Annotated in this window: 18 protein-coding genes; 11 read left to right on the top strand and 7 right to left on the bottom strand. The window is 72.0% G+C overall.

Annotation, left to right across the window (positions count from 1 at the left end):
- Positions 1–64: 64 nt before the first annotated feature.
- The 3 genes from sucB to AB0395_RS09610 all read right to left on the bottom strand — a co-directional run bounded on the left by sucB (position 65) and on the right by AB0395_RS09610 (position 4,695).
- The gene (sucB, locus tag AB0395_RS09620; protein ID WP_366278683.1) at positions 65–1,555 is read right to left on the bottom strand and encodes a 2-oxoglutarate dehydrogenase, E2 component, dihydrolipoamide succinyltransferase; all 1,491 of its coding nucleotides are present in this window, start codon (positions 1,553–1,555) and stop codon (positions 65–67) included.
- A gap of 37 nt (positions 1,556–1,592) precedes the next feature.
- Complete coding sequence (gene lpdA / locus AB0395_RS09615) at positions 1,593–2,972, bottom strand: dihydrolipoyl dehydrogenase (RefSeq protein ID WP_366278681.1); 1,380 nt, start codon at positions 2,970–2,972, stop codon at positions 1,593–1,595.
- 235 nt (positions 2,973–3,207) lie between these two features.
- A complete protein-coding gene (locus tag AB0395_RS09610) occupies positions 3,208–4,695 on the bottom strand; it encodes a leucyl aminopeptidase (RefSeq protein WP_366278679.1) in 1,488 nt (495 codons plus the stop codon).
- 127 nt (positions 4,696–4,822) lie between these two features.
- Between AB0395_RS09610 and AB0395_RS09605 the strand changes: the two genes are divergently transcribed.
- The 3 genes from AB0395_RS09605 (at position 4,823) to AB0395_RS09595 (ending at position 7,441) form a co-directional block, all read left to right on the top strand.
- Positions 4,823–5,170, top strand: a complete 348-nt coding sequence (locus tag AB0395_RS09605; RefSeq protein WP_366278677.1) for a GntR family transcriptional regulator — start codon at positions 4,823–4,825, stop codon at positions 5,168–5,170.
- A 79-nt stretch (positions 5,171–5,249) separates the two neighbouring features.
- Complete coding sequence (locus tag AB0395_RS09600; RefSeq protein WP_366278676.1) at positions 5,250–6,236, top strand: DUF1648 domain-containing protein; 987 nt, start codon at positions 5,250–5,252, stop codon at positions 6,234–6,236.
- A gap of 281 nt (positions 6,237–6,517) precedes the next feature.
- Positions 6,518–7,441, top strand: coding sequence for a CPBP family intramembrane glutamic endopeptidase (locus tag AB0395_RS09595; protein ID WP_366278674.1), 924 nt, complete (start codon positions 6,518–6,520; stop codon positions 7,439–7,441).
- A gap of 12 nt (positions 7,442–7,453) precedes the next feature.
- On the opposite strand, the gene AB0395_RS09590 is transcribed toward AB0395_RS09595, so the two are convergent.
- Positions 7,454–8,350, bottom strand: a complete 897-nt coding sequence (locus AB0395_RS09590; RefSeq protein WP_366278672.1) for an adenosylcobinamide-GDP ribazoletransferase — start codon at positions 8,348–8,350, stop codon at positions 7,454–7,456.
- Between the two features lie 24 nt (positions 8,351–8,374).
- On the bottom strand, positions 8,375–9,730 hold the full coding sequence (locus AB0395_RS09585) for a bifunctional adenosylcobinamide kinase/adenosylcobinamide-phosphate guanylyltransferase (RefSeq protein ID WP_366278671.1): 1,356 nt from the start codon (positions 9,728–9,730) through the stop codon (positions 8,375–8,377).
- Positions 9,731–9,860: 130 nt separating this feature from the next.
- Between AB0395_RS09585 and AB0395_RS09580 the strand changes: the two genes are divergently transcribed.
- Positions 9,861–10,067 (top strand): hypothetical protein, encoded by a 207-nt coding sequence (locus tag AB0395_RS09580; protein WP_366278670.1) that lies wholly within the window; start codon positions 9,861–9,863, stop codon positions 10,065–10,067.
- A gap of 215 nt (positions 10,068–10,282) precedes the next feature.
- Here the strand turns inward: AB0395_RS09580 and AB0395_RS09575 are convergent, their stop codons facing one another.
- On the bottom strand, positions 10,283–11,281 hold the full coding sequence (locus tag AB0395_RS09575) for an aldo/keto reductase family protein (RefSeq protein WP_366278669.1): 999 nt from the start codon (positions 11,279–11,281) through the stop codon (positions 10,283–10,285).
- 56 nt (positions 11,282–11,337) lie between these two features.
- Here AB0395_RS09575 and AB0395_RS09570 point away from each other — a divergent pair, with 56 nt between their 5' ends.
- Positions 11,338–12,615, top strand: coding sequence for an SMI1/KNR4 family protein (locus AB0395_RS09570; RefSeq protein WP_366278668.1), 1,278 nt, complete (start codon positions 11,338–11,340; stop codon positions 12,613–12,615).
- A 62-nt stretch (positions 12,616–12,677) separates the two neighbouring features.
- Here the strand turns inward: AB0395_RS09570 and AB0395_RS09565 are convergent, their stop codons facing one another.
- Entirely contained in the window at positions 12,678–13,286 is a 609-nt protein-coding gene (locus AB0395_RS09565) for a DUF3043 domain-containing protein (protein ID WP_366278666.1), read from the bottom strand.
- Positions 13,287–13,432: 146 nt separating this feature from the next.
- Between AB0395_RS09565 and AB0395_RS09560 the strand changes: the two genes are divergently transcribed.
- The 6 genes from AB0395_RS09560 to AB0395_RS09535 all read left to right on the top strand — a co-directional run bounded on the left by AB0395_RS09560 (position 13,433) and on the right by AB0395_RS09535 (position 19,981).
- Positions 13,433–14,236, top strand: a complete 804-nt coding sequence (locus AB0395_RS09560) for a PspA/IM30 family protein (protein ID WP_366278664.1) — start codon at positions 13,433–13,435, stop codon at positions 14,234–14,236.
- Positions 14,233–14,511 carry a hypothetical protein gene (locus AB0395_RS09555; RefSeq protein ID WP_366278663.1) on the top strand — a complete coding sequence of 93 codons (279 nt, stop codon included), beginning with the start codon at positions 14,233–14,235 and terminating at the stop codon, positions 14,509–14,511. Before AB0395_RS09560 ends, AB0395_RS09555 begins: the two co-directional genes overlap by 4 nt.
- Positions 14,512–14,520: 9 nt before the next feature.
- The gene (gene htpX / locus AB0395_RS09550; protein ID WP_366278662.1) at positions 14,521–15,423 is read left to right on the top strand and encodes a zinc metalloprotease HtpX; all 903 of its coding nucleotides are present in this window, start codon (positions 14,521–14,523) and stop codon (positions 15,421–15,423) included.
- A 2-nt stretch (positions 15,424–15,425) separates the two neighbouring features.
- Positions 15,426–16,007 carry a hypothetical protein gene (locus AB0395_RS09545; protein WP_366278660.1) on the top strand — a complete coding sequence of 194 codons (582 nt, stop codon included), beginning with the start codon at positions 15,426–15,428 and terminating at the stop codon, positions 16,005–16,007.
- 3 nt (positions 16,008–16,010) lie between these two features.
- On the top strand, positions 16,011–17,510 hold the full coding sequence (locus AB0395_RS09540; RefSeq protein ID WP_366278658.1) for an alpha/beta fold hydrolase: 1,500 nt from the start codon (positions 16,011–16,013) through the stop codon (positions 17,508–17,510).
- Positions 17,511–17,605: 95 nt separating this feature from the next.
- Positions 17,606–19,981, top strand: a complete 2,376-nt coding sequence (locus AB0395_RS09535; RefSeq protein ID WP_366278656.1) for a protein kinase — start codon at positions 17,606–17,608, stop codon at positions 19,979–19,981.

The raw sequence follows: 19,981 nt of genomic DNA, 5'->3' as shown, positions 1-19,981 counted from the left end.
GGGCGCCCACCGGCGGGCGCCCCCCCGCCCCCCCGCCCCCGCCCCCGGCAGGGGAGAACGGAGACTAGGCGTTGAGGCCCAGCTGGTTCTCGAAACGGCCCTCCTCGAGACGGCGCTTGACCGTCGTCAGGAAGCGGGCGGCGTCGGCGCCGTCGACCAGGCGGTGGTCGTAGCTGAGCGCGAGGTACACCATCGAGCGGACGGCGATGACCTCGCCCTCAGCGGTGTCCAGGACGACCGGGCGCTTGACGACCGCGCCGGTGCCCAGCATGCCGACCTGCGGCTGGTTGAGGATCGGCGTGTCGAACAGCGCGCCACGGCTGCCGGTGTTGGTCAGCGTGAACGTGCCGCCGGTGATCTCGTCCGGGCTCACCTTGTTGGTGCGGGTGCGCTCGGCCAGGTCGGCGATCTTACGGGCGAGGCCGGCGATGTTGAGGTCGCCCGCGTCCTTGATCACCGGGACGAGCAGGCCGCGCTCGGTGTCGGTCGCGAAGCCCAGGTGCTCGGTGTCGAAGTAGGTGACCTCGTTGGTCTCACTGTTGATCGTGGCGTTCAGCTTCGGGTGCTGCTTGAGCGCCTCGACGGTGGCGAGGGCGAAGAACGGCATGAACGAGAGCTTGACGCCCTCACGCCGCTGGAACTCCGCCTTCGCGCGGTCGCGCAGCTGCGCGATCTTGGTGACGTCGACCTCGACCACGGTGGTGAGCTGGGCCGAGACCTGCAGCGACTCGACCATGCGCTTGGCGATGGTCTGACGCAGGCGCGACATCTTCTCGGTACGGCCACGCAGCGTGGTGTCCACCGAGACGGGCTCGGGAGCCTGAGCCGGGGCGGCCACGGGAGCCTGAGCCTGGACGGGAGCCTGCGGGGCCGGGGCCGGGGCCGGGGTCTGGGCGGCCTGGGCGGCGGCCTGAGCCTGGGCGGCGGCCTGCTCGCGCTGGTTGCGCGCCGCCTCGAGCACGTCCTGCTTGCGGATGCGGCCACCGACACCGGTGCCGGTCAGCGCGTCCAGGTCGACGTTGTGCTCGCCGGCGAGCTTGCGCACCAGCGGGGTGACGTACGGGCTCTCACCGGAGGAGACCGGCTCCGCGGCCTGGACGGGCTGCGGGGCGGGGGCCTGCGGCGCGGGAGCCGGAGCCGGCGGGGCCGGCGGGGCCGGAGCGGGCGCGGGTGCCGGGGCCGCGGCCTGCGGGGCCGGAGCGGGGGGAGCGGCCTGCGGGGCGGGCTGCGGGATCGAGGAGATCGGCTGGGCCGGGGCGGGCGCGGGAGCGGCGGCCTGCGGGGCGGGCTCCTCGGCCTGGACGGCCCCCTCGGTGCCGTTCTCGTCGATGACCGCCAGCTCTGCGCCGACCTCGACGGTCTCGTCCTCGCCGACAACGATCTTGGTGAGGATGCCCGCGGCGGGCGACGGGATCTCGGTGTCGACCTTGTCGGTCGAGACTTCGAGGAGCGGCTCGTCGGCCTCGACGCGCTCGCCCTCCTTCTTCAGCCAGCGGGTGACGGTGCCCTCAGTGACGCTCTCGCCGAGCTGGGGCATCTGTACGGACTTCGGCATGGATGGCTTCTCTCGTGTTCCGAGTGAGGGCTTGAACTTAGTTGTGGACGTGCAGCGGCTTGCCGGCCAGGGCCAGCATCGCCTCACCGACGGCTTCGGACTGGCTCGGGTGCGCGTGGATGAGCTGCGCGACCTCGGAGGGCAGCGCCTCCCAGTTGTAGATCAGCTGGCCCTCGGTCACGAGCTCGCCGATGCGGCGGCCGACCATGTGCACACCGAGGACGGGGCCGTCCTTCTCCGAGATGATCTTCACCGCGCCCTGCGTCTGCAGAATCTGGCTCTTGGGGTTGCCCGCGAGGTCGTAAGTGAACTCCACGACCTCGTGGCCCCGCTCCCTGGCCTGGGCGGAGGTGATGCCGACCGAGGCGACCTCGGGGTCGGAGTAGGTGATCCTGGGCACGCCGTCGTAGTCGATCGGCACCGGGTTGAGCCCGGCGATGTGCTCGGCCACCAGGATGCCCTCCGCGAAGCCCGCGTGGGCGAGCTGCAGGGTCGGGATCAGGTCACCGACGGCGTAAACGCCCGGGACGCTGGTCTGGCAGAACTCGTTCACGGTGACGGTGCCGCGCTCGACGGCGATGCCCGCCTCCTCGAAACCCATGCCGGAGGAGACGGCGCCGCGGCCGACGGCGACGAGCAGAAGCTCGGCCTCGAGCGTCTTGCCGTTGGCGAGCGTGACGACCACGCCGGTGTCGGTGGTCTTGACACCCTCGAAGAAGACGCCGAGCTCCTGCTTGATGCCGCGGCGGCGGAAGGCGCGCTCAAGCAGCTTGGAGCTCGACTCCTCCTCGAGCGGGAGCAGGTGCGGCAGGCCCTCGACGACCGTCACCTCGGCGCCGAAGGAGCGCCAGACGCTGGCGAACTCGACACCGATGACGCCGCCGCCGAGAACGATCACCGAGCCGGGGACCCGGTCCAGCTTGAGCGCGTGCTCGCTGGTGATGATCCGCTCACCGTCGATCTCAAGGCCGGGCAGCGTCTTGGGCGCGGAGCCCGTCGCCAGCACGATGTTGCGGCCCTCGTAGACGTCGGAGCCGACGGCGATCCGGTTCGGGCCGACCAGGCGGCCCTCGCCCTCGATGATCGTGATGCCCTTGCTCTTGAGCAGGCCCTGCACGCCCTTCCAGGCGCGCGTTACGATCTTGTCCTTGAAGGAGTGGACCGCGGGCACGTCGATGCCCTCGAAACGGGCCTTGACGCCGTAGGTCTCGCTCTCCCGCGTCTCATCGGCGACCTCCGCCGAGTGCAGGAGGGCCTTGGTGGGGATGCATCCCCGGTGCAGGCACGTGCCGCCGATCTTGTCCTTCTCGATGAGGGCGACCGTCTTGCCCAGCTCGGCCGCCCGCAGAGCGCAGGCATACCCACCGCTACCGCCACCCAGGACGACGATGTCGTACGGGCCGCTGCCATCAGCCACAGAAAAGCTCCTTGTCGGATTGAAATGCCATGTCGCGGTCGCGCCCGCTCCGTGTCCCCGCCGCGGCCGCGGACGCCTGCTCGCGTCCGCGGCCCGGGGTTCCGGCTCGCCGCCGTGCCGGTGTCGCGCCCCTGGCCCGGCACCGGCAACCGCATCTTTTCATCTGTCTGTGTCGCTCGTGACCCGCACGCGCGGGGCGGGCTGGCCCGCGTGACACCCGCTCGCGCGGGGTGGGTCAGCCCGCGTAACGCTCCGCGAGGCCGACGAGGGTGCGGGTGATCGCGCCGGTGCCGCCCTTGGGGGTGTATCCGTGCGCCTCGCCCTTGTTGAAGGCGGGGCCCGCCATGTCGATGTGCGCCCAGCGGATCCCCTCGGGCACGAACTCCCGCAGGAAGATCGCCGCGGTCAGCATGCCGCCGAAACGCTCCGGGTGCAGGTTGGCGATGTCGGCGACGGGGGAGTCGAGGCCCTTGCGGAGCTCCTCGGGCAGGGGCATGCCCCACGCGCCCTCGCCCTGCTCGCCCGCGGTCGCGACGACCTCCTCGCGCAGCGCGTCGTCGTTGGCCATGACTCCCGCGGTGCGCCAGCCGAGCGCGACGATCTGCGCGCCGGTGAGCGTGGCGATGTCCACGATCACGTCGGGGGAGTCCTGGGCCGCGCGGGCGATGCCGTCGATCAGCACCAGGCGGCCCTCGGCGTCGGTGTCGAGCACCTCGACGGTCTTGCCCGCGAAGCTGGTGAACACGTCGGAGGGACGCTGGGCGGTGCCGCTCGGCATGTTCTCCGCCAGGCAGAGGTAGCCGACCGCGTTGATCTTCAGGCCCAGCTTGGCGATCGCGACGAGCGCACCGAAGACTGCGCCGGCGCCGCCCATGTCCGATTTCATCCAGTCCATCGAGGCCGACGGCTTGAGCGAGAGGCCGCCGGAGTCGAAGGTGATGCCTTTGCCGACGAACGCGACCGTCTTGGCGGCCTCGGGGTGGCTGTAGGCGAGGCGGACCAGGCGCGGGGGGTTGACCGACCCCTGGCCGACGGCCACGATGCCGCCGTAGCCGTTCTCCTTGAGGGCCTTCTCGTCGAGGACCTCGACCGAGAGGCCCACCGCGGAGCCGGTCTGCTCGGCGATTTCGGCGAAGCGGGCGGGCCAGAGATCGGAGGGCGGCGTGTTGACCAGGTCGCGCACGAGGGAGACCGACTCCGCAAGAGTGACGGCGCGCTCGACCGCGGCCTGAGCGTCGTCGGCGTCGCTCAGCACGGTCAGCTCCCCGGCAGGGGAGGGCTGCTCGCCGTTGGTGCGGTACTTGGTGAAGGAATAGGCGCCCAGCAGGCCGCCGAGGGCCAGGGCCCCCGCCTGCCGCGCGTCGGCCGCGGGCAGTGCGAGCGCGACGCGGGCGGTGCCGGAAAGGGAGCGCACCGCGACGCCCGCGGCGCGGCGCAGCGCCTCGGCGTCGTAGTCGCCCTCGGGGGCGTCACCAAGGCCGACGACCACCAGGAGCGGGGCAGCCAGCGCGCCGAAAGTCGGAACTTTGGCGATCTCGCCGGTCTTGCCCTTGACGCCTATGGCGTCAAGCGTCGCGGCGAGCTTGCCGCCAAGTGCTTCGTCCAGCCCTTCGGCGCCGGGAGCGGGGCGCGGACCGCCCTCTCCGGTGTGGACGCCGACGACCAGCGCATCGGTGTCGAACGAGACGACGTTGTCAGTTGGGTTCACCCGCACAGTGGTCACGCGCCCGATGCTAGCCCTGCTTGGGCCGTACGCATAAACGAGGGTTCGTCCCATGAATTGGCGAAGCCGGAAATAAAGCTATCTCAAGTAGCACCATTCAGATGATGGTGCTACTGTCGATAGCATCATGTTGCTCACTCTGGATCTGAACGACTCCCGGCCACTGCACGAGCAGGTCGCGGGAACGATCCGCCGCGCCATAGCGGACGGCTCGTACGCCCCAGGGGACAGGTTGCCGCCCGCGAGAGACCTGGCGGACGCGCTGGGCATCAACGCCAACACCGTGCTGCGTGCGCTGCGTGAGCTGCGCGACGAGGGACTCCTCGAGTTCCGCAGGGGGCGCGGCGTCAGCGTGCTCAGCAGGCCGGACGCCCGTGCGGTGCTGGCGGAGGCGGCACGCGAACTGCTCGCCGAGGCCGACCGGTATGGCTACGGCCCCGAAGAAGTGATCCACATCATCAGGGAGCTGTCATGACCCTCCCGCCGCGCCCCCGGCGCTTTCCGCGTAGCGGTCATCTCCCGAACAGCGGGTCTTTTCCATGGAAGGAGGCGCGATGACCCTCAGAGGCCGCGCCACCCTCGCCCTCATCTGGGGCGTGTTCGTCACCGCCGTGCTGATCGGCGTTCCGCTCGTCTTCCGCGACCGTCTCCCGGACCCGCTCGCGACCCACTGGAACGGCACGGGCGTCCCCGACGGCCACATGTCCTTCGCCGCCAACCTCCTGTTCACCCTGCTCTTCTGGGGTGTCGCCTGGATCGTCCTGATGGTCCTCGCGCTGCGGGGCCCGACGCTGAGCACCCGCCTGGGGCGCGGCTGCTGGTGCGGCTTCCTCTTCGGCTGGGCCGTGCTGTCGGTCGGCATGCAGGGCTCGACCCTCTATGTCAACCTCGACCTCGCCGACTGGCGCCAGGCCACGCTGCCGACCTGGCAGGTCATCGCGGTGATCGTCGCCGCCGTGGCCACGGGTGTGCCGGCTGGACTGCTCGGCAGGGGCGGGCCCGACCCGCACCACGACCCCGCCTCGCCGCCGATCATGCGGTTGCGGCCGGGACAGCGGGCGGTCTGGGTGAGCCGTACCACCAACCACTGGCTCGCCGGCCTGTTCCTCGTGGCGCTGGTCGGCGTGCTGGCCACCGCGGTGCTCGCCGTGACGGGCGTCATGTCGGGCGGTGCCGTCTGGATCAACCTGGCCGCCCTGTCCGCGGCGGCGCTGCTCGGGTTCGGCACGTGCTCGGTCCGCGTCCGCGTCGACGCGGACGGCCTGCGTGTCGGCTTCGGCCCCCTCGGCAGGATCGCGCGCCATACCCCGGTCGACAGGATCGAGTCGGCCTGGGTCGAGACGCGCAGTCCCGCCGAGGTCGGCGGCTGGGGCGTGCGCGGCCTGCCCGGCGCGGGCGGCAGGGTCACGTTCATGCTGCGCGGCGGGGAGTGCCTGGTCATCCGGCGCGTTACGGGAGGCGAGTTCGCGGTCTCCGTCGACGACGCCAGGAACGGCGCCGCCCTGCTGAACGCCTACGTCGCGGAGAGAGTCGACTCCTGACAGAGATGGATGTAGGTGAGCACCTCCCGGCGGGGTCTGACCCGGCTCCTGACTGACTTCGGGTTCCCGCCCAGTCGGCTCCCCGCCGCTGGCGGCCGCCCCGCACGCGGTCCGACTCCGCCGATCCCCTCTCCTCCCCGGTTCCCCGGTTCCCCTGCCCGGCCAGTCCCCGGTTCCCCGCCCGGCCGGCTCTCGCGCGGCCTGCCACTGCTCCGTCCCCGCCGGCCGGGCTCCCGTCACGAGCCCGGCGGAGTCCCACACCGTCCCAGGAAAGTGATGTCATGCCCCGTCGCCCCGCCGATCTGTGGCTGTTCCTGCTCGTCGCGTTCGGCCTGTCCTGGCTGTCCGCCCTCCCGCTCTGGCTGAACGACGCCTCCTCCGGCTCGCCGCTGTTCATAGTGACCGGCGTCGTGATGATGTTCACCCCGTCGCTCGGCGTCCTGGCCGTCCTGCTGTACGGCAGGCGGCGTGGAGAGGCCGGGACCACCTGGCGCGAATGGGCGAGGCGGACCGGCCTGACCCGGGGGGAGCGGACAGGACGCACGGTCGCGCTCTTCGTGCTCGCCTGGTTCGGCACCCCGCTGCTGGCGGTCGCGGCGATCGCGCTCAGCGCCGCCCTCGGCCTGGTCGTCCTCGACCTCGACGGGCTCAGCCTGTTCCGCCAGAGCCTGGAGCGGGCGGCCCAGGGACGGTCTCTCCCACTGGCCCCCGGAGCGCTCGTCGCGCTGCAGGTCGGGAGCGCGGTCCTCGTCGCCCCGCTGATCAACTCCATCGCGGCGTTCGGCGAGGAGTGGGGCTGGCGCGGCTGGCTGCTGCCGAGGCTGATGCCGCTGGGCACCTGGCGGGCGCTCCTGGTCTCCGGGCTGATCTGGGGGGCCTGGCACGCTCCGCTCACCCTGCGCGGCTACAACTACCCGGAGCTCGGCGCCTGGGCGGCCCCCTTCTTCCTCGTGTTCTGCGTCGCCTTCGGCTCGCTGCTCGGCTGGCTGCGCCTGTACTCGGGCAGCGTCTGGCCCGCCGTCGTCGGCCACGGGGCCCTGAACGCCTCCGCGGGCCTGGTGTTTCTCGTCGGCGACGCGGCCAGCCCGCCCAACTTCGCCCTCGCGGGGATCAGCGGCCTGGCCGGTTCGGCGCTGCTGGCCGTACTCTCCGCCCTGCTGTTCGCGCGCCGCCCGGTGCGGACACCCGTCCCTGCCGGGAACTGAGCTCCCGGCCCGTCACACGACCGCCGCGCACACCACGAGCGCCGCGGTCGTGGCGATCTCGACGAGCGCGCCGAGCACGTCCCCGGTGATCCCGCCAAGCCGCCGTGTGGCCCGTCGCCGCAGGACCCAGGCCGCCAGCAGGCCTGCGACGACGGCCAGGGAAGGTCCGAGGAGGCCGGACACACTGTCCGGGAGGCGCTCGTCCGGTGAGAGGCTCCCGGCGAGCAGGGAGAGCGGCGGGTCCAGGGCGCCGATCTCGTAGGCGGGCGTCAGGACCGCCGCCCCGAGGAGCACGAGCGCCGTCACGGCCAGCGCGGGGCCTCGCCGCACGGTTCCGGCGACCAGGGCGCCGAGACCGCCGGGGCGGGCGGCGGGGACGCCCGCCCGGCAGGCCCAGGTGAGCGCCAGCCTTCCCGCGACGCACGCGATGACCAGCGCGATCTGCCCCCTCCCCGCGGCGGCGACCTCGGAGAGCGCCGCCACCTGGACCATCAGTGTGAGGATCAGCGTCACGACACCGAACGGCCCGATGTCGGACTTTTTCATGATGTCGAGTGCCTGCGCGGCGGGTTTGCCGCTGCCGAGGCCGTCCGCCAGGTCGGCCAGCCCGTCCAGGTGCAGCCCCCGGGTGAGCAGCGCCAGGGCCGCCACGGCCAGCACCGAGGCCAGGAGCGGAGTGACGCCCAGCCACAGCGCCCCCGTGAGTACGACCGCGCAGACGGCGCCGAGCAGCGCACCCACGAACGGGGCGGCCGTCATCGCGGTCCCTCCCGCCCGGCGGTCGACGATCCCGGGACGGACGGGGAACACGCTCAGCGTGCCGACCGCCAGGCGCAGCCCGTCGGTCAGCCCAGAGGGCGGCCCCGAGGGCGGCTCCGCCGGGGAGTCTGGGGACGGTGTTCCTGACACGATCGACGATCGTAGCGCCGCCGGTCAGAGAGGCAGGGGCAGCAGGCGGCCCGCCACAACCAGGGCGACCTCCTCGGACTCTGCCGCCAGGCGCTGGTTCAGCCTGCCGAGGGCGTCGCGGAACCTCCGGCCGCTCGACGTCGCGGGCACCACGCCGAGGCCGACCTCGTCGGAGACCGCGACCACCCGGCAGCGGGTCTGCCGCCAGGCCGCCACCAGCTCGTCGAACCTGGCGGTGACCGCGTCTGCGCCCCTTCCGCCGTCCCCGGCTCTTCCGGCGTCCGCGTCCGACCAGGCATCGCACTCGTCGAAGACCGCGGCCACCCAGGTGCCGAGCCCGTCGACCAGCATCGGGGTCTCCGCGGTACGCAGCAGCCCGGCGAGGTCCGTCGTCTCGACGGTGTCCCAGTGGGCGGGCCTGCGCTCCCGGTGCGCCCTGACCCTGCGGCCCCATTCGGCGTCGTCGCCGCAGGAGGGGCCGGTCGCGACGTAGAGGACCTCGGGCTCCGCCGCCAGCCTCAGCTCGGCCTCCGCCGACTTGCCGGAGCGTGTCCCGCCGAGGAGCAGCGTCCGGCGGGGGGACGGGGCGCGCGGGGGCGCGGGCTCGTCGAGGTCCAGGACCGTCCCGTCGGGTACGGCCCGCACCCCCCACAGCAGCGCCCGCCTGGCCAGCTCGGCCTCTGACGGCACCCGGTGGTCGACGTGCACCGTCACGACGTGGGTCCGCTCGGCGACCACGCCCCGGCGGCGCAGGTCGCCCAGCAGCTCCGGCCGGTCCAGCATGTCGACCAGCACCAGGTCGCACGCCGTGTCCTCCGCTGGGCCGCGTGCCGTGTCGTCCGCCGAGCCCAGGGCCGGGCCGCCCGCTGTGCCCAGGGCCGGGCCGGCGCCCGCCGCGTCATCTGCCGTGTCGCCGTCGGTGCGGCCGCCGCCCGCGCGCGACAGGTCCCGCGCCCCGGCGTGCCCGTCATGCCCCGGCGGGACCGCGTAGAGGACCCGGCGGCCGCCGGGAGTGGTGAGGAGGAGGCCGTCCCCGCCGGTCGAGACCCGGTATCCCACGGGCAGCCGCCCTGAGCCTCCCGATCCCACGGGCAGTCCCGCGCCTGTCGGCCCGGAGAGCGGCAGGCCGCCTCCCGAGACAGGGCCGGGGCCGGGAGGGGAGGCGTCCTGCCACCCGTCTGGCGCGGACGCGCTGGGCGGCCCCTGAGGCGTTGGGAGGGCGGGCAGGTCGTGCGGGAGCCGTACCGGCTCGCCGGGCTCGCCGAGGACGACTTCGGCGGGGCGCCGGTGATCGGGGGAGAGACGGGAGCACGAGGCGCATCCGCACCCCTGGGCCGGCCATCCGGCCGTTCCCCCCGTGCCGGAGATCAGGACCTTCACGGCCCCAGCGTAGGGGCGTGACATCCGGGCGAGTGAGGCCCCGCCCCAGGTTCGGCGCGGGCGCGGGCGATGTAGGGTTCGCTGAGCCGTCTGTAAGGCATCGCCTGACCCCGTGAGAAGGAGCGTATGCATGACTTGGCACTGGCGTTATGAAAACGCGAACGGCGGCGAGGTGACCGAGGGGGTCACGCCGTCCGACGCGTTCCCGAGCCAGGCGGACGCGGAGTCTTGGCTCGGTGAGAGCTGGCGCGAGCTGCTCGAGGCAGGCGTCGAAAGGGTCACGCTGCTCGAAGACGACCGGATCGAGTACGAGAAGATGTCGCTGCGCCCCGAATGAGCGTGCCTCGGCTGACCGCCGGATCCCGAGGAACCCATCCTGGACCCCGACCGGCCGAGCGAGCGGGGCGGTGACCCGGCGGCACCTGGAATGCACGCTCGACCACCGACATCACGATGGCGCGCCGGTGAGCTGAACGGACGCCCCCTTGGGCCTCTCCACGCGGGAGAGCCCGAGGGGGTCCGGGCTTCGGGGTGCCCGGCTGGGGCCGGTGACTACGGTCGCTTCTCCGGGCTGACGGTCTTCGCGGGATCCCGCTCGACGACGGGGCCGAGGACGTCGTCGATCCTCTTCAACACCTCGTCGTCCAGCTTCACGCCCGCGGCCTTGACGTTGTCGCGGACCTGCTCGGGCCTGGTCGCCCCGACGATCGCCGAGGCGACGTTCGGGTTCTGCAGCACCCACGCCACCGCGAGCTGCGCCATGGTCAGGCCGAGGTCGGCGGCGATGGGCTTCAGATTCTGGACGCGGGTGAGCAGGTCGTCGTCCATCATCCGGGAGATGAAGCCGCCTCCGGTCGGATCGGTCGCCCTGGACCCGGCGGGCGGCGGCTGACCCGGGAGATACTTGCCGGTGAGCACGCCCTGGGCGATCGGGGACCAGACGATCTGACTGAGGCCCTCCTTCTCGCTCAGCGGCACGACCTCGGCCTCGATGACCCGCCACAGCATCGAGTACTGCGGCTGGTTGGAGACCAGGCGGTCGAAGCCCAGCTCGTCGGCGATCTTCAGAGCGCGGCCGATCTGGTCGGCGTTCCACTCGCTGACGCCGACGTAGAGGACCTTGCCCTGCCGTACGAGGTCGTCGAAGGTCTTGAGGGTCTCCTCGAGCGGGGTCTCGTTGTCGAAGCGGTGGGCCTGGTAGAGGTCGACGTAGTCGGTCTGCAGCCGGCGCAGCGAGCCGTGGATCGACTCGGTGATGTGCTTGCGGGACAGTCCGCGGTCGTTCTGGCCGGGCCCCGTGGGCCAGTAGACCTTGGTGAAGATCTCCAGGGACTCGCGGCGAACGCCCTTCAGTGCGCGGCCGAGCACTTCCTCGGCCCTGGTCCCGGCGTAGACGTCCGCGGTGTCGAAGGTGGTGATCCCCTCGTCGAGCGCCGCCTGTACGCATTCCCTGGCGGCGTCCTCCTCGACCTGGGAGCCATGCGTGATCCAGTTGCCGTAGCTGATCTCACTGACCTTGAGGCCACTACGGCCGAGATGGCGGAATTCCATGCCGTTGACCCTATTGGGTGCGATGGCATAGGGGGATTCGGGATACTCTGCCCGGCGTGTCGCGCTTGATCACTTCTCGATGGGTACGGCTCGCGCTGGCGGCCGCCGTGGCGACGGCGATCGTCGTCGCGGTCCTGCGCCCGCGCCGGTCTCCGGCCGTCTCGGGCGCGGGCTCCCGCGCCGGGACCGTCCCCGGGGCCGAGTCTCGCGTCGAGGTCGCGCCACGTCCCGAGGCCGAGGCCGTCCAGGCGCCCCGGTGGCCGCAGGCCCCGATCCTCGGCACCCCGACCGCCGACGACCTCAAGCGTTACGCCGTCGAGTCCCGCCTCCCCGCCTTCCTCACCAGGGAGATCACCCCGCGGGCTCCCCTTGACCGCGCGGTCAGGCGCACGCTGAACCGGTGGGGCGCCGTCGCGTGCACGCTGTGCCTGCTGGCCCTCGGCAGCCAGGTCCTGGAGAACGCGGTCTTCTCCAAGGAGACGGGCACGGAGTATCTGACCGGTGTCCTGGGGGAGAGCGTGTGCCCGCCGTACGGGCAGGCAGGCGCGGGGGAGGACGCCGGAACCTGTGTGGAGTCGGGAGAGGACTTCTCCCGGCCCTGGACCGTCCACGAGGGCCTCTCCGGCGAGGCGGCCCCCCAGGATCAGGAGACCCCCTCCCCGGAGGCGGTGGCCCCTGTTCAGGACGCCGACTGCCATCCCGCGGCGCGGGTGCCGCACAGACGGCCGCTCAGCCCGAAGGTGACCAGGGCGGTCGACCGGCAGTGGGGCCGGATCGAGAAGTGGCTGAGGGCCAACGCCCCCGCGACCTACCGCACCCTCGCGGGTCCCGCCAGGCCCGGGACCATCGCGGTCGCCGAGGCGCAGATGGGCCTGCGTTTCCCCGACGACCTGCGCGCCTCCCTGCTGCGGCACAACGGCTCCGTGACGACGGGGAGGGCGTGGGGGTTCGGCCCGATGGGCGAGGAACTCCTGGATGTCAGGCAGATCCGCGACACCTGGCGGATGCTGTGCGGGATCGGCCCGCTGGAGGGGGACTACGAGCCGGGCGTTGAGCCCGACCCGCGCGGCGAGGTGTGGGACGGGCGGATGGTCCCGTTCGGCGCCGACGGGGTCGGCGGCCACCTGCTGGTCGACTCGGTCGAGCACGACGTGGGAAAGAGCGCCGAGGACGGCCCGCTCGACTTCATGCCGGGCGGGGTCCGGGTCAGGTCGTACTACGCGCTGCTGAAGGCGACCGCCGACGCGCTGGAGACCGGAGGGACGATCGGCCACTGGAAGCCGCGGATCGCCGACGGGAACTTCGACTGGAACGTCGTGGAGGGGACGGAGTAGGCGAAGCAGACGGGCTGAGCGCCGTCAGGCCCCTCCCGGGACACGGGACGGGGCCTGCGGGCCTACTTCTTCGGCGGGACGGGCTTGCCGCCCGGCAGGACGGTCGGCGGCGGGAAGCGCAGCTTGCGGATCTGCAGCGCGCGCATCGCGGCGTAGAAGCCGACACCCTTGAGGTTGTCGCCGGGGAACTTCTCAGAGGCCAGCTTCTTGACCTTCCAGGAGACCCAGAACGAGGTCAGCAGCACACCGACCATCATGAGCGGCCAGCCGACCGTGATGACGGCGACGTAGACCTGGCCGCGGACCGCCTCGGGGAAGGGAATCCAGGTCAGCAGCAGGATGAGCAGCGAGAACGGCAGGAAGTACTGGCTGGCCAGGCGCCGGGAGTCGACCCAGTCACGGGCGAACTTGCGGGCCGGGCCCTGGTCGCGGGCGGGGAGGTAGCGCTCTTCGCCGCGCAGCATGCCCTCGCGCGCCTTGACGCGGTCGTTGGCCTGGCGCTCGCGAAGCTGCTTGTACGCCTCTTTACGGTTCTGGGGGGCGTTCACCGGCTGGCGGCGACGACCTTCGGCGTCCCGGCGCTTGGGTGTGGGACGCCCCTTGCCCGCAGGCTTAGGATCGTTGACGGAGACGGGGGAGTCGTCCGCGGTGGTCTGGGTACGTCGGAACACATCGTCAGCCTACCGGGACTGCAACTTAGTGACGCCCCCGTGCGTTATGCGTAGGGTGAACCTAGGTGGCTCCGGTGCTTTTCTTGGGGGGCTGGAATCACTGGGGTGACCCGAAGCGCATTTGATGAAGGGGACGGCCGACGCGCATGAGCGTGATGAAGAGACTTTCCATGATCTTCAAGTCCAAGGCCAACAACGCCTTGGACAAGATGGAGGATCCGCGCGAGACCCTCGACTACTCCTACCAGCGTCAGTTGGAGTTGTTGCAGAAGGTGCGCCGTGGTGTGGCCGACGTCGCCACCTCGCGCAAGCGGGTGGAGCTGCAGATCAACCAGATCGAGGCGCAGTCGCGCAAGCTTGAGGAGCAGGGCCGCAAGGCGCTCGGGGTTGGCCGTGAGGATCTCGCCCGCGAGGCGCTGACCCGTAGGTCGAGCCTGCAGACCCAGATCGCCGACCTTCGTGTGCAGCACGACAACCTGCAGGCTGAGGAGGAGAAGCTCACCACGGCCTCCCACCGCCTTCAGGCCAAGGTCGACTCCTTCCGCACGAGGAAGGAGACGATCAAGGCGACCTACACCGCCGCCGAGGCGCAGACGCGGATCAACGAGGCCTTCTCCGGCATCTCCGAGGAGATGGGCGACGTCGGCCTGGCGATTCAGCGCGCCGAGGACAAGACGGCCTCGATGCAGGCCCGCGCGGGAGCCATCGACGAGCTGCTGGCCAGTGGCGCGCTCGACGACTTCAGCGGCCAGCGCGGCGACGACATCCAGGCCGAGCTCGACCGCATGGGCGGCGGGCACGACGTGGAGCTGGAGATCGCCCGGATGAAGGCCGAGCTGGGCCAGGGGCCCGCGCCGAAGAGCGCGATCGAGCAGGGACCATCCCAGCAGCCCCAACAGCAGCAGCCGCACCAGACGCAGCAGTTCCACCAGCAGGGGGAGGGGCTGTGATCGTACGCATCATGGGCGAGGGCCAGATCGAGATCGCGGAGGGCGACCTCGACGTCCTCAACGCCCTCGACGGCGAGCTCGAGGCGGCCATCGCGGCCGGTGACGAGGACTCCTTCAGGAGCAGGCTGCACGACCTGCTCGACAAGGTCCGCCACGTCGGCAAGGCGCTTCCCGACGACAGCCTGGAGCCGTCCGAGCTGATTTTGCCTCCGGCCGACGCTTCCATGGACGAAGTGCGGGAGATGCTCGGCAATGAGGGGCTGATTCCCGGATAGTTTGGGCATATGGCACACACCCGGTTCGCCCCGGACCGGGGCCTGACCAGCCGCATGGTTCTGACCATGTTCCTGCTGGGGCTGCTGTATGTCGTCTTCGTCGGCGCGCTGGTCGCGCTGGGCGTCCATACGGTCACGGTGCTGCTCATCGCGAGCATCACCCTCCTGGTGCAGTACTTCATGTCCGACCGCATCGCGCTGTTCGCGATGCACGGGCGTGTCGTCAGCCCACAGGAGGCGCCCGAGCTGCACGGTGTGATCGACCGGCTCTGCGGCATGGCCGACATGCCGAAGCCGCGGGTGGCGATCGCCGACTCGGATGTCCCGAACGCGTTCGCCACCGGCCGCAACCAGAAGAACTCGGTGGTCTGCGCGACCACCGGGCTGCTGCGCCGCCTCGACCGCGCGGAGCTCGAGGGCGTCCTCGCGCACGAGATGTCCCACGTCGCCCACCGCGACGTCGCGGTGATGACGATCGCGTCGTTCCTGGGCATCGTCGCCGGGCTCATGACCAGGGTCGCGCTCTACAGCGGTCTCGGCGGGCGCAGGGACAACCAGAACGGCCCGCCGATCGGCGTGATCGTGATGCTGGTCTCGATCCTGGTCTACGCGGTCAGCTTCCTGCTCACCCGCGCCCTGTCGCGCTACCGCGAGCTGGCCGCCGACCGCGCGGGCGCCCTGCTCACCCAGCGTCCCTCCGCGCTGGCCAGCGCGCTGGTCAAGGTCTCCGGCGAGATGGCCCGCATCCCGACCAAGGACCTGCGCGAGGCCGAGCCGTTCAACGCCTTCTTCTTCGCCCCCGCCCTGGCGGGCCGCTCGGCCCTGACCTCCCTGATGGCCACCCACCCGCCGCTCGAACGGCGGCTTGAGCAGCTCAGGCGGATCTCCGCCCAGCTTGGACAGGGAGTGTGAGGGTGGCCAGGTGGTGGGACGCGCTGCTGGGCCGTACCGAACCCGTCAAGCCCGATCTGGACGCGCTGTTCGCGCTGCCGTCCGCCGCGGTGACCCTGCAGGCCGCGACCGGTCTTGAGCCGACCGGGATCGGGTCGGTCTGCTTCCGCTCCGCTGAGGGCGGGGCGTTCGCCACGCTGGAGCACGACGTCGTCGAACTGCTCGCCGCGGGGGGAGGGCCGCCGGTCGAGCAGTCGAAGGACTCCTACGGCTACACCTGGCTGGTGGTGCGCCGCGATCCTGAGCTGCTCGGCGATCTGGTCACCGACCTGCACGCCGTCAACTCCTCCCTGGAGTCGGCGGGCTTCGGCCCCTCCCTGCTCTGCTCGCTGGTGGCCTTCGCGGACTCTTCCGGCCACGCCGGGCGCGGGCTCGCCCTGGTCTACCTCTACAAGAGAGGCACCTTCTACCCGTTCGCGCCGCTGCCCGGCCAGCGCAGGGACAACGCGCTCGAGCTCCAGGTGCGCGCCGCGCTCGACGGGGAGCTGAGAATCGAGCCCGACCTCGGCCGTTGGTTCCCCCTCTGGGGCGCTCCCGGGCTGTGAGTGGTGCGCTCCCGGCGAAGGGCGACCCTGGCCGCCGCCCGCGCGTTCCTCCTGGCGGGCTTGTGCTACAGCGCCTGGGTGCCGCTGCAGTTCCTCAACCCGGGCGTCGACCGGTCCTGGGCGTACCTCAGCGAGCTGGCCGCCGCCGACCAGCCGTGGTCGTGGCTGGTGCGGGGCGCCGATGTGCTGGTCGGGGCCGCCTGCCTGGCGGGGGTCGCCCTGGCGCCCGACGAACGCCCTGGCAGGGCGGGCGCTGTGGGCTGGCTCGGGCTCGCGCTGTTCGGCGTGATGACGGTGCTGGACGCCGGAGCCTTCCCGCTGGACTGCGCCACGCTGAGTGCCCCCTCGTGTGCGGCGGCCGAGGCCGTGGGCCGGGTCTCCGCCTCCCATGTGATCCACGCCGCGGCCAGCTCCCTCGCGCTCGCCGGGGCCGCGGTCAGCCTCGTCGCGCTGCCGGTGAGCGCGCTGCGGCGGCGCAGATGGCCGCTCCTCGTGTACGGCGGCGCCGCGCTGGCCGCCCTCATGGCCGCCGCGACGGTGTGGACCCTCTCCCTGGTCGCCGCCGTCGAGACCGCCCGGGGCGGGCCCGGCGGGCACGACGGCCCCGTGGGGACCGCCCAGCGCTTCCAGGTGGGGGTCGTCGCGCTCTGGCTGCTGCTGGTCGGGGCGGCGCTGTGGCGGGACAGGACGCGGGCCGCGCCGCCGAAGTCGCACGTCCTGCTTGAGGGGGCGGGAACGCCGCCGGTGGTGATCTGCGCGGGAATGGCGGGGGCGTGGTTCCACTGGGACCGGGTCGCCACGAGCCTGAGCCCCGACCACCTGGTGATCCGCTTCGACCGCCCCGGGCTCGGGCTCAGCTCGGGGCACCTGGGCCCGCCGACGCTGCGCGAGGAGGCGGAGCGGATCGCCGCGCTCGCGGACTCCGCGATCGTGGTCGGCCACTCGGTCGCGGGCCGTCACGCCGAGGCCTTCGCCAGGCTCAACCCGGAGCGGGCGGCGGGACTGGTCCTGGTCGACCCGAGCTGTGAGCGGCAGGTCAGGCGCAGGAGCGGGCCACGCGCGGCTGTCGTGCGGGCCGTACAGCGTGCCCTTCCCGCCCTCGGCGGGACGTTCGGCGCGACCGCGCTCGCCCGCCTCGTGCTGCCCCTCGCGCATCGTCTCCTCATGGGCCCGCACGACCGCGCCCGCGTTGTGTACGGCAGAGGCCGGGTCCTGGCCGCGGCGCTGGCCGAGTGGCTCGCCTACCCCGACATGGCCGCCGAACTCGGCGACCTGCGCGAGAGCCATCCCTTCCCCGCGATCCCGGTCGTGATCCTCAGCGCGGGCCCGGAGGACCCGTGCCACCGGGCCCTGGCCGGGCTCCTGAACGCCCGCCTCATCTCCCTGCCCCGATCCGGGCACGAGGTGCACCTCGACGACCCCGAGGCGATCGTCGAGGCGGTCGGGACGCTCGGCGGCCTGCGCGGAGGGCCGCGGGGCACGCCGGACAAGCGGTACGGATAGCGCCTTTCGGTCTGTCCGTCTCGGGGATTGACGCACTGACTGTGACTATTTGCCGTCACAATGGAGCGTAAAAAGTCCCTAAAGGGAGGGTGGGTATGCCGGACCTTGTGTCCTTGCGGCCTGGGGACCCCGAGCAGGTGCGGGAGTACCGGCTCACCGCGCGGCTCGGCGAGGGCGGTCAGGGAACGGTCTATCTCGGCGTCTCGCCCACGGGCGCCCGCGTCGCGGTCAAGCTGCTCCGCGCCGATCTCGCGCAGGACGAGGAGGCGATGGAACGCTTCGTCCGCGAGGTCAGCACGGCCCGGCGGGTCGCCCCGTTCTGCACCGCCGCCGTCATCGACACCGGGGTCGACCAGCACCGTCCCTACATCGTCAGCGAGTACATCGACGGCCCGACGCTGGCCGAGGTCGTGGCCACGGAGGGGCCCCGCGAGGGCTCGGCCCTGCACCGCCTGGCGATCGGCACGGTGACCGCGCTCGTCGCGATCCATCAGGCGGGGATCGTGCACAGGGACTTCAAGCCGTCCAACGTGCTTCTCGCCTCCGACGGCCCCCGGGTGATCGACTTCGGCATCGCGAAGGCGCTCGACCGGACCTCGACGCTGACCGCGACGGCGATCGGCACCCCCTCCTACATGACCCCCGAGCAGCTCGCGGGAGAGAACGCCGGATCTCCCGCCGACATGTTCGCCTGGGGCTGCACGATGGTCTTCGGGGCCACGGGCCAGCCGCCGTTCGGCACGGACAGCCTGCCCGCGATCTTCAACCGGATCATGAACATGGACCCCGACCTGCGGGCCATCGCCGATCCGGCGCTGCGCGACCTGGTCGGCCAGTGCCTGTCGAAGGACCCGGCCCTGCGGCCGACCGCGGGGGAGGCCCTGCTGCGGCTGCTCGGCCACGCGGGCGGCGCGCCCGCGGGCCCGCCGGGCGTCGCGATGCCGACCGCCCCCAGGGGCATCCTCGCGGAGGGATCGGCCGCCGCCGCGCAGCGGACGGGCCCGGGAGGTCCCCCGCTGAGCGGGTACGGCCAGGCCTCCGCCCCCGAGCACACCGGGCCCGGCGGGCAGCCGCACCCTCAGCGGCATCTCCAGCAGGCACCGCAGGGCGCCTACCCTCCCACCGTGCCGTACGGTCGTCCCGAGCAGACGGGGCCCGGCGGCCATGGCGCCCCCCAGGGCTTCAACATGGCGGGAACGGCCCCGGCGGGCTATCCGCAGGCCGGGTACGCGGCGCCCGGCTACCCCCAGCCGGGTCCGGGCTATCCGCAGCAGCCGCCCGCGCAGCCCCACGGCGGTCCGGTGAACCACCCGCCCCAGGGCGCCCCGCCGTACCGGGGGCAGGGGACGGGGGAGACCGGGCACGAGCATGGGCGCGGGCGCGGGCGCGGGATCTGGATCGCGGTCGGCGCCGGGCTCCTGGTCGTCCTGCTGACGGCGGGCGGGATCACGCTGGCGCTGCGCAACGGCACACAGGGGGGTGTCGTGACCACCGAGGCGGCCGACACGCACGGTCCGTCGACCCCGTCCCCGACCGGCCCCTCCGCCACGCCGACCCCGACGCCCTCCGATCCGCCGGAGGCGACGAACACGATCAAGCTGCCGGGCACCTCCATCACCGTCCGGGAGAGCGAGGACGACCCGGTCAAGCTCACCTCCTACAGCCTCGACTGGGACAAGACCCTCTACGTCCGCACTCCCGGCGGCAGCACCTTCACCAAGAACGACAAGTACTTCCAGTACACGGTGAACGCCACGGGCACCCAGGCGCTGGCGACCGACAAGGTCTACGACACCAACAACTACGCCATCGTCTCCATCATCGACCGGCGGTCGGGCGCGGTGACCCCGCTCAAGACCACCAAGGCGCCGGTCTACCCGACGCTTCCTCAATGGTCCCCCGACGGCAGGCGGGGCCTGGTGACGCTGTACGAGGCGGTCGGGGACACCAGCAAGGAGTACGGCTACGCGGTCATCGACATCGCGAAGAAGAAGGTCAGGATTGTCCATGTGAAGGAGAAGGACGCCGGGAAGTGGAGCTACTTCTGGCGGGGGGACGGCAGGGCGGTCGGCACCTGGGCGCTCACCGGGCAGACCAAGCGCATCCGCTTCTACGACCTGCAGGGAACCGTGCTGCAGACCCTGCTGGACGTGGGCACCCCGATCACCGTCGAAGGTGACGACGTCTCTCCCTCGGGCACGCAGATCATGACCTACTGCAAGGAGAACGACAAGGAGATCTGCATCTGGTCGACCGTCACCGACGCGGACGCCCAGTTCAGGGTCCCGTTCGAGACCGACCGGCTCATCGGCTGGTACGACGACCGGCACATCGCGGGCTGGCGGCGCAAGGGCGGCGGTCACGAGGCCGTGGTGATCGACTTCGAGGGGAACGTCAAGCGGGTCCTGGCCACCAGCACCAACGCCAAGGAGTACGAGAAGCAGTACGTGCGCTTCACGCGAGAGGACTGA

The sequence above is a fragment of the Streptosporangium sp. NPDC051023 genome, assembly GCF_040689595.1.
Classification (GTDB): Bacteria; Actinomycetota; Actinomycetes; order Streptosporangiales; family Streptosporangiaceae; genus Streptosporangium.
This window is presented reverse-complemented; position numbering and strand designations above follow the sequence as displayed.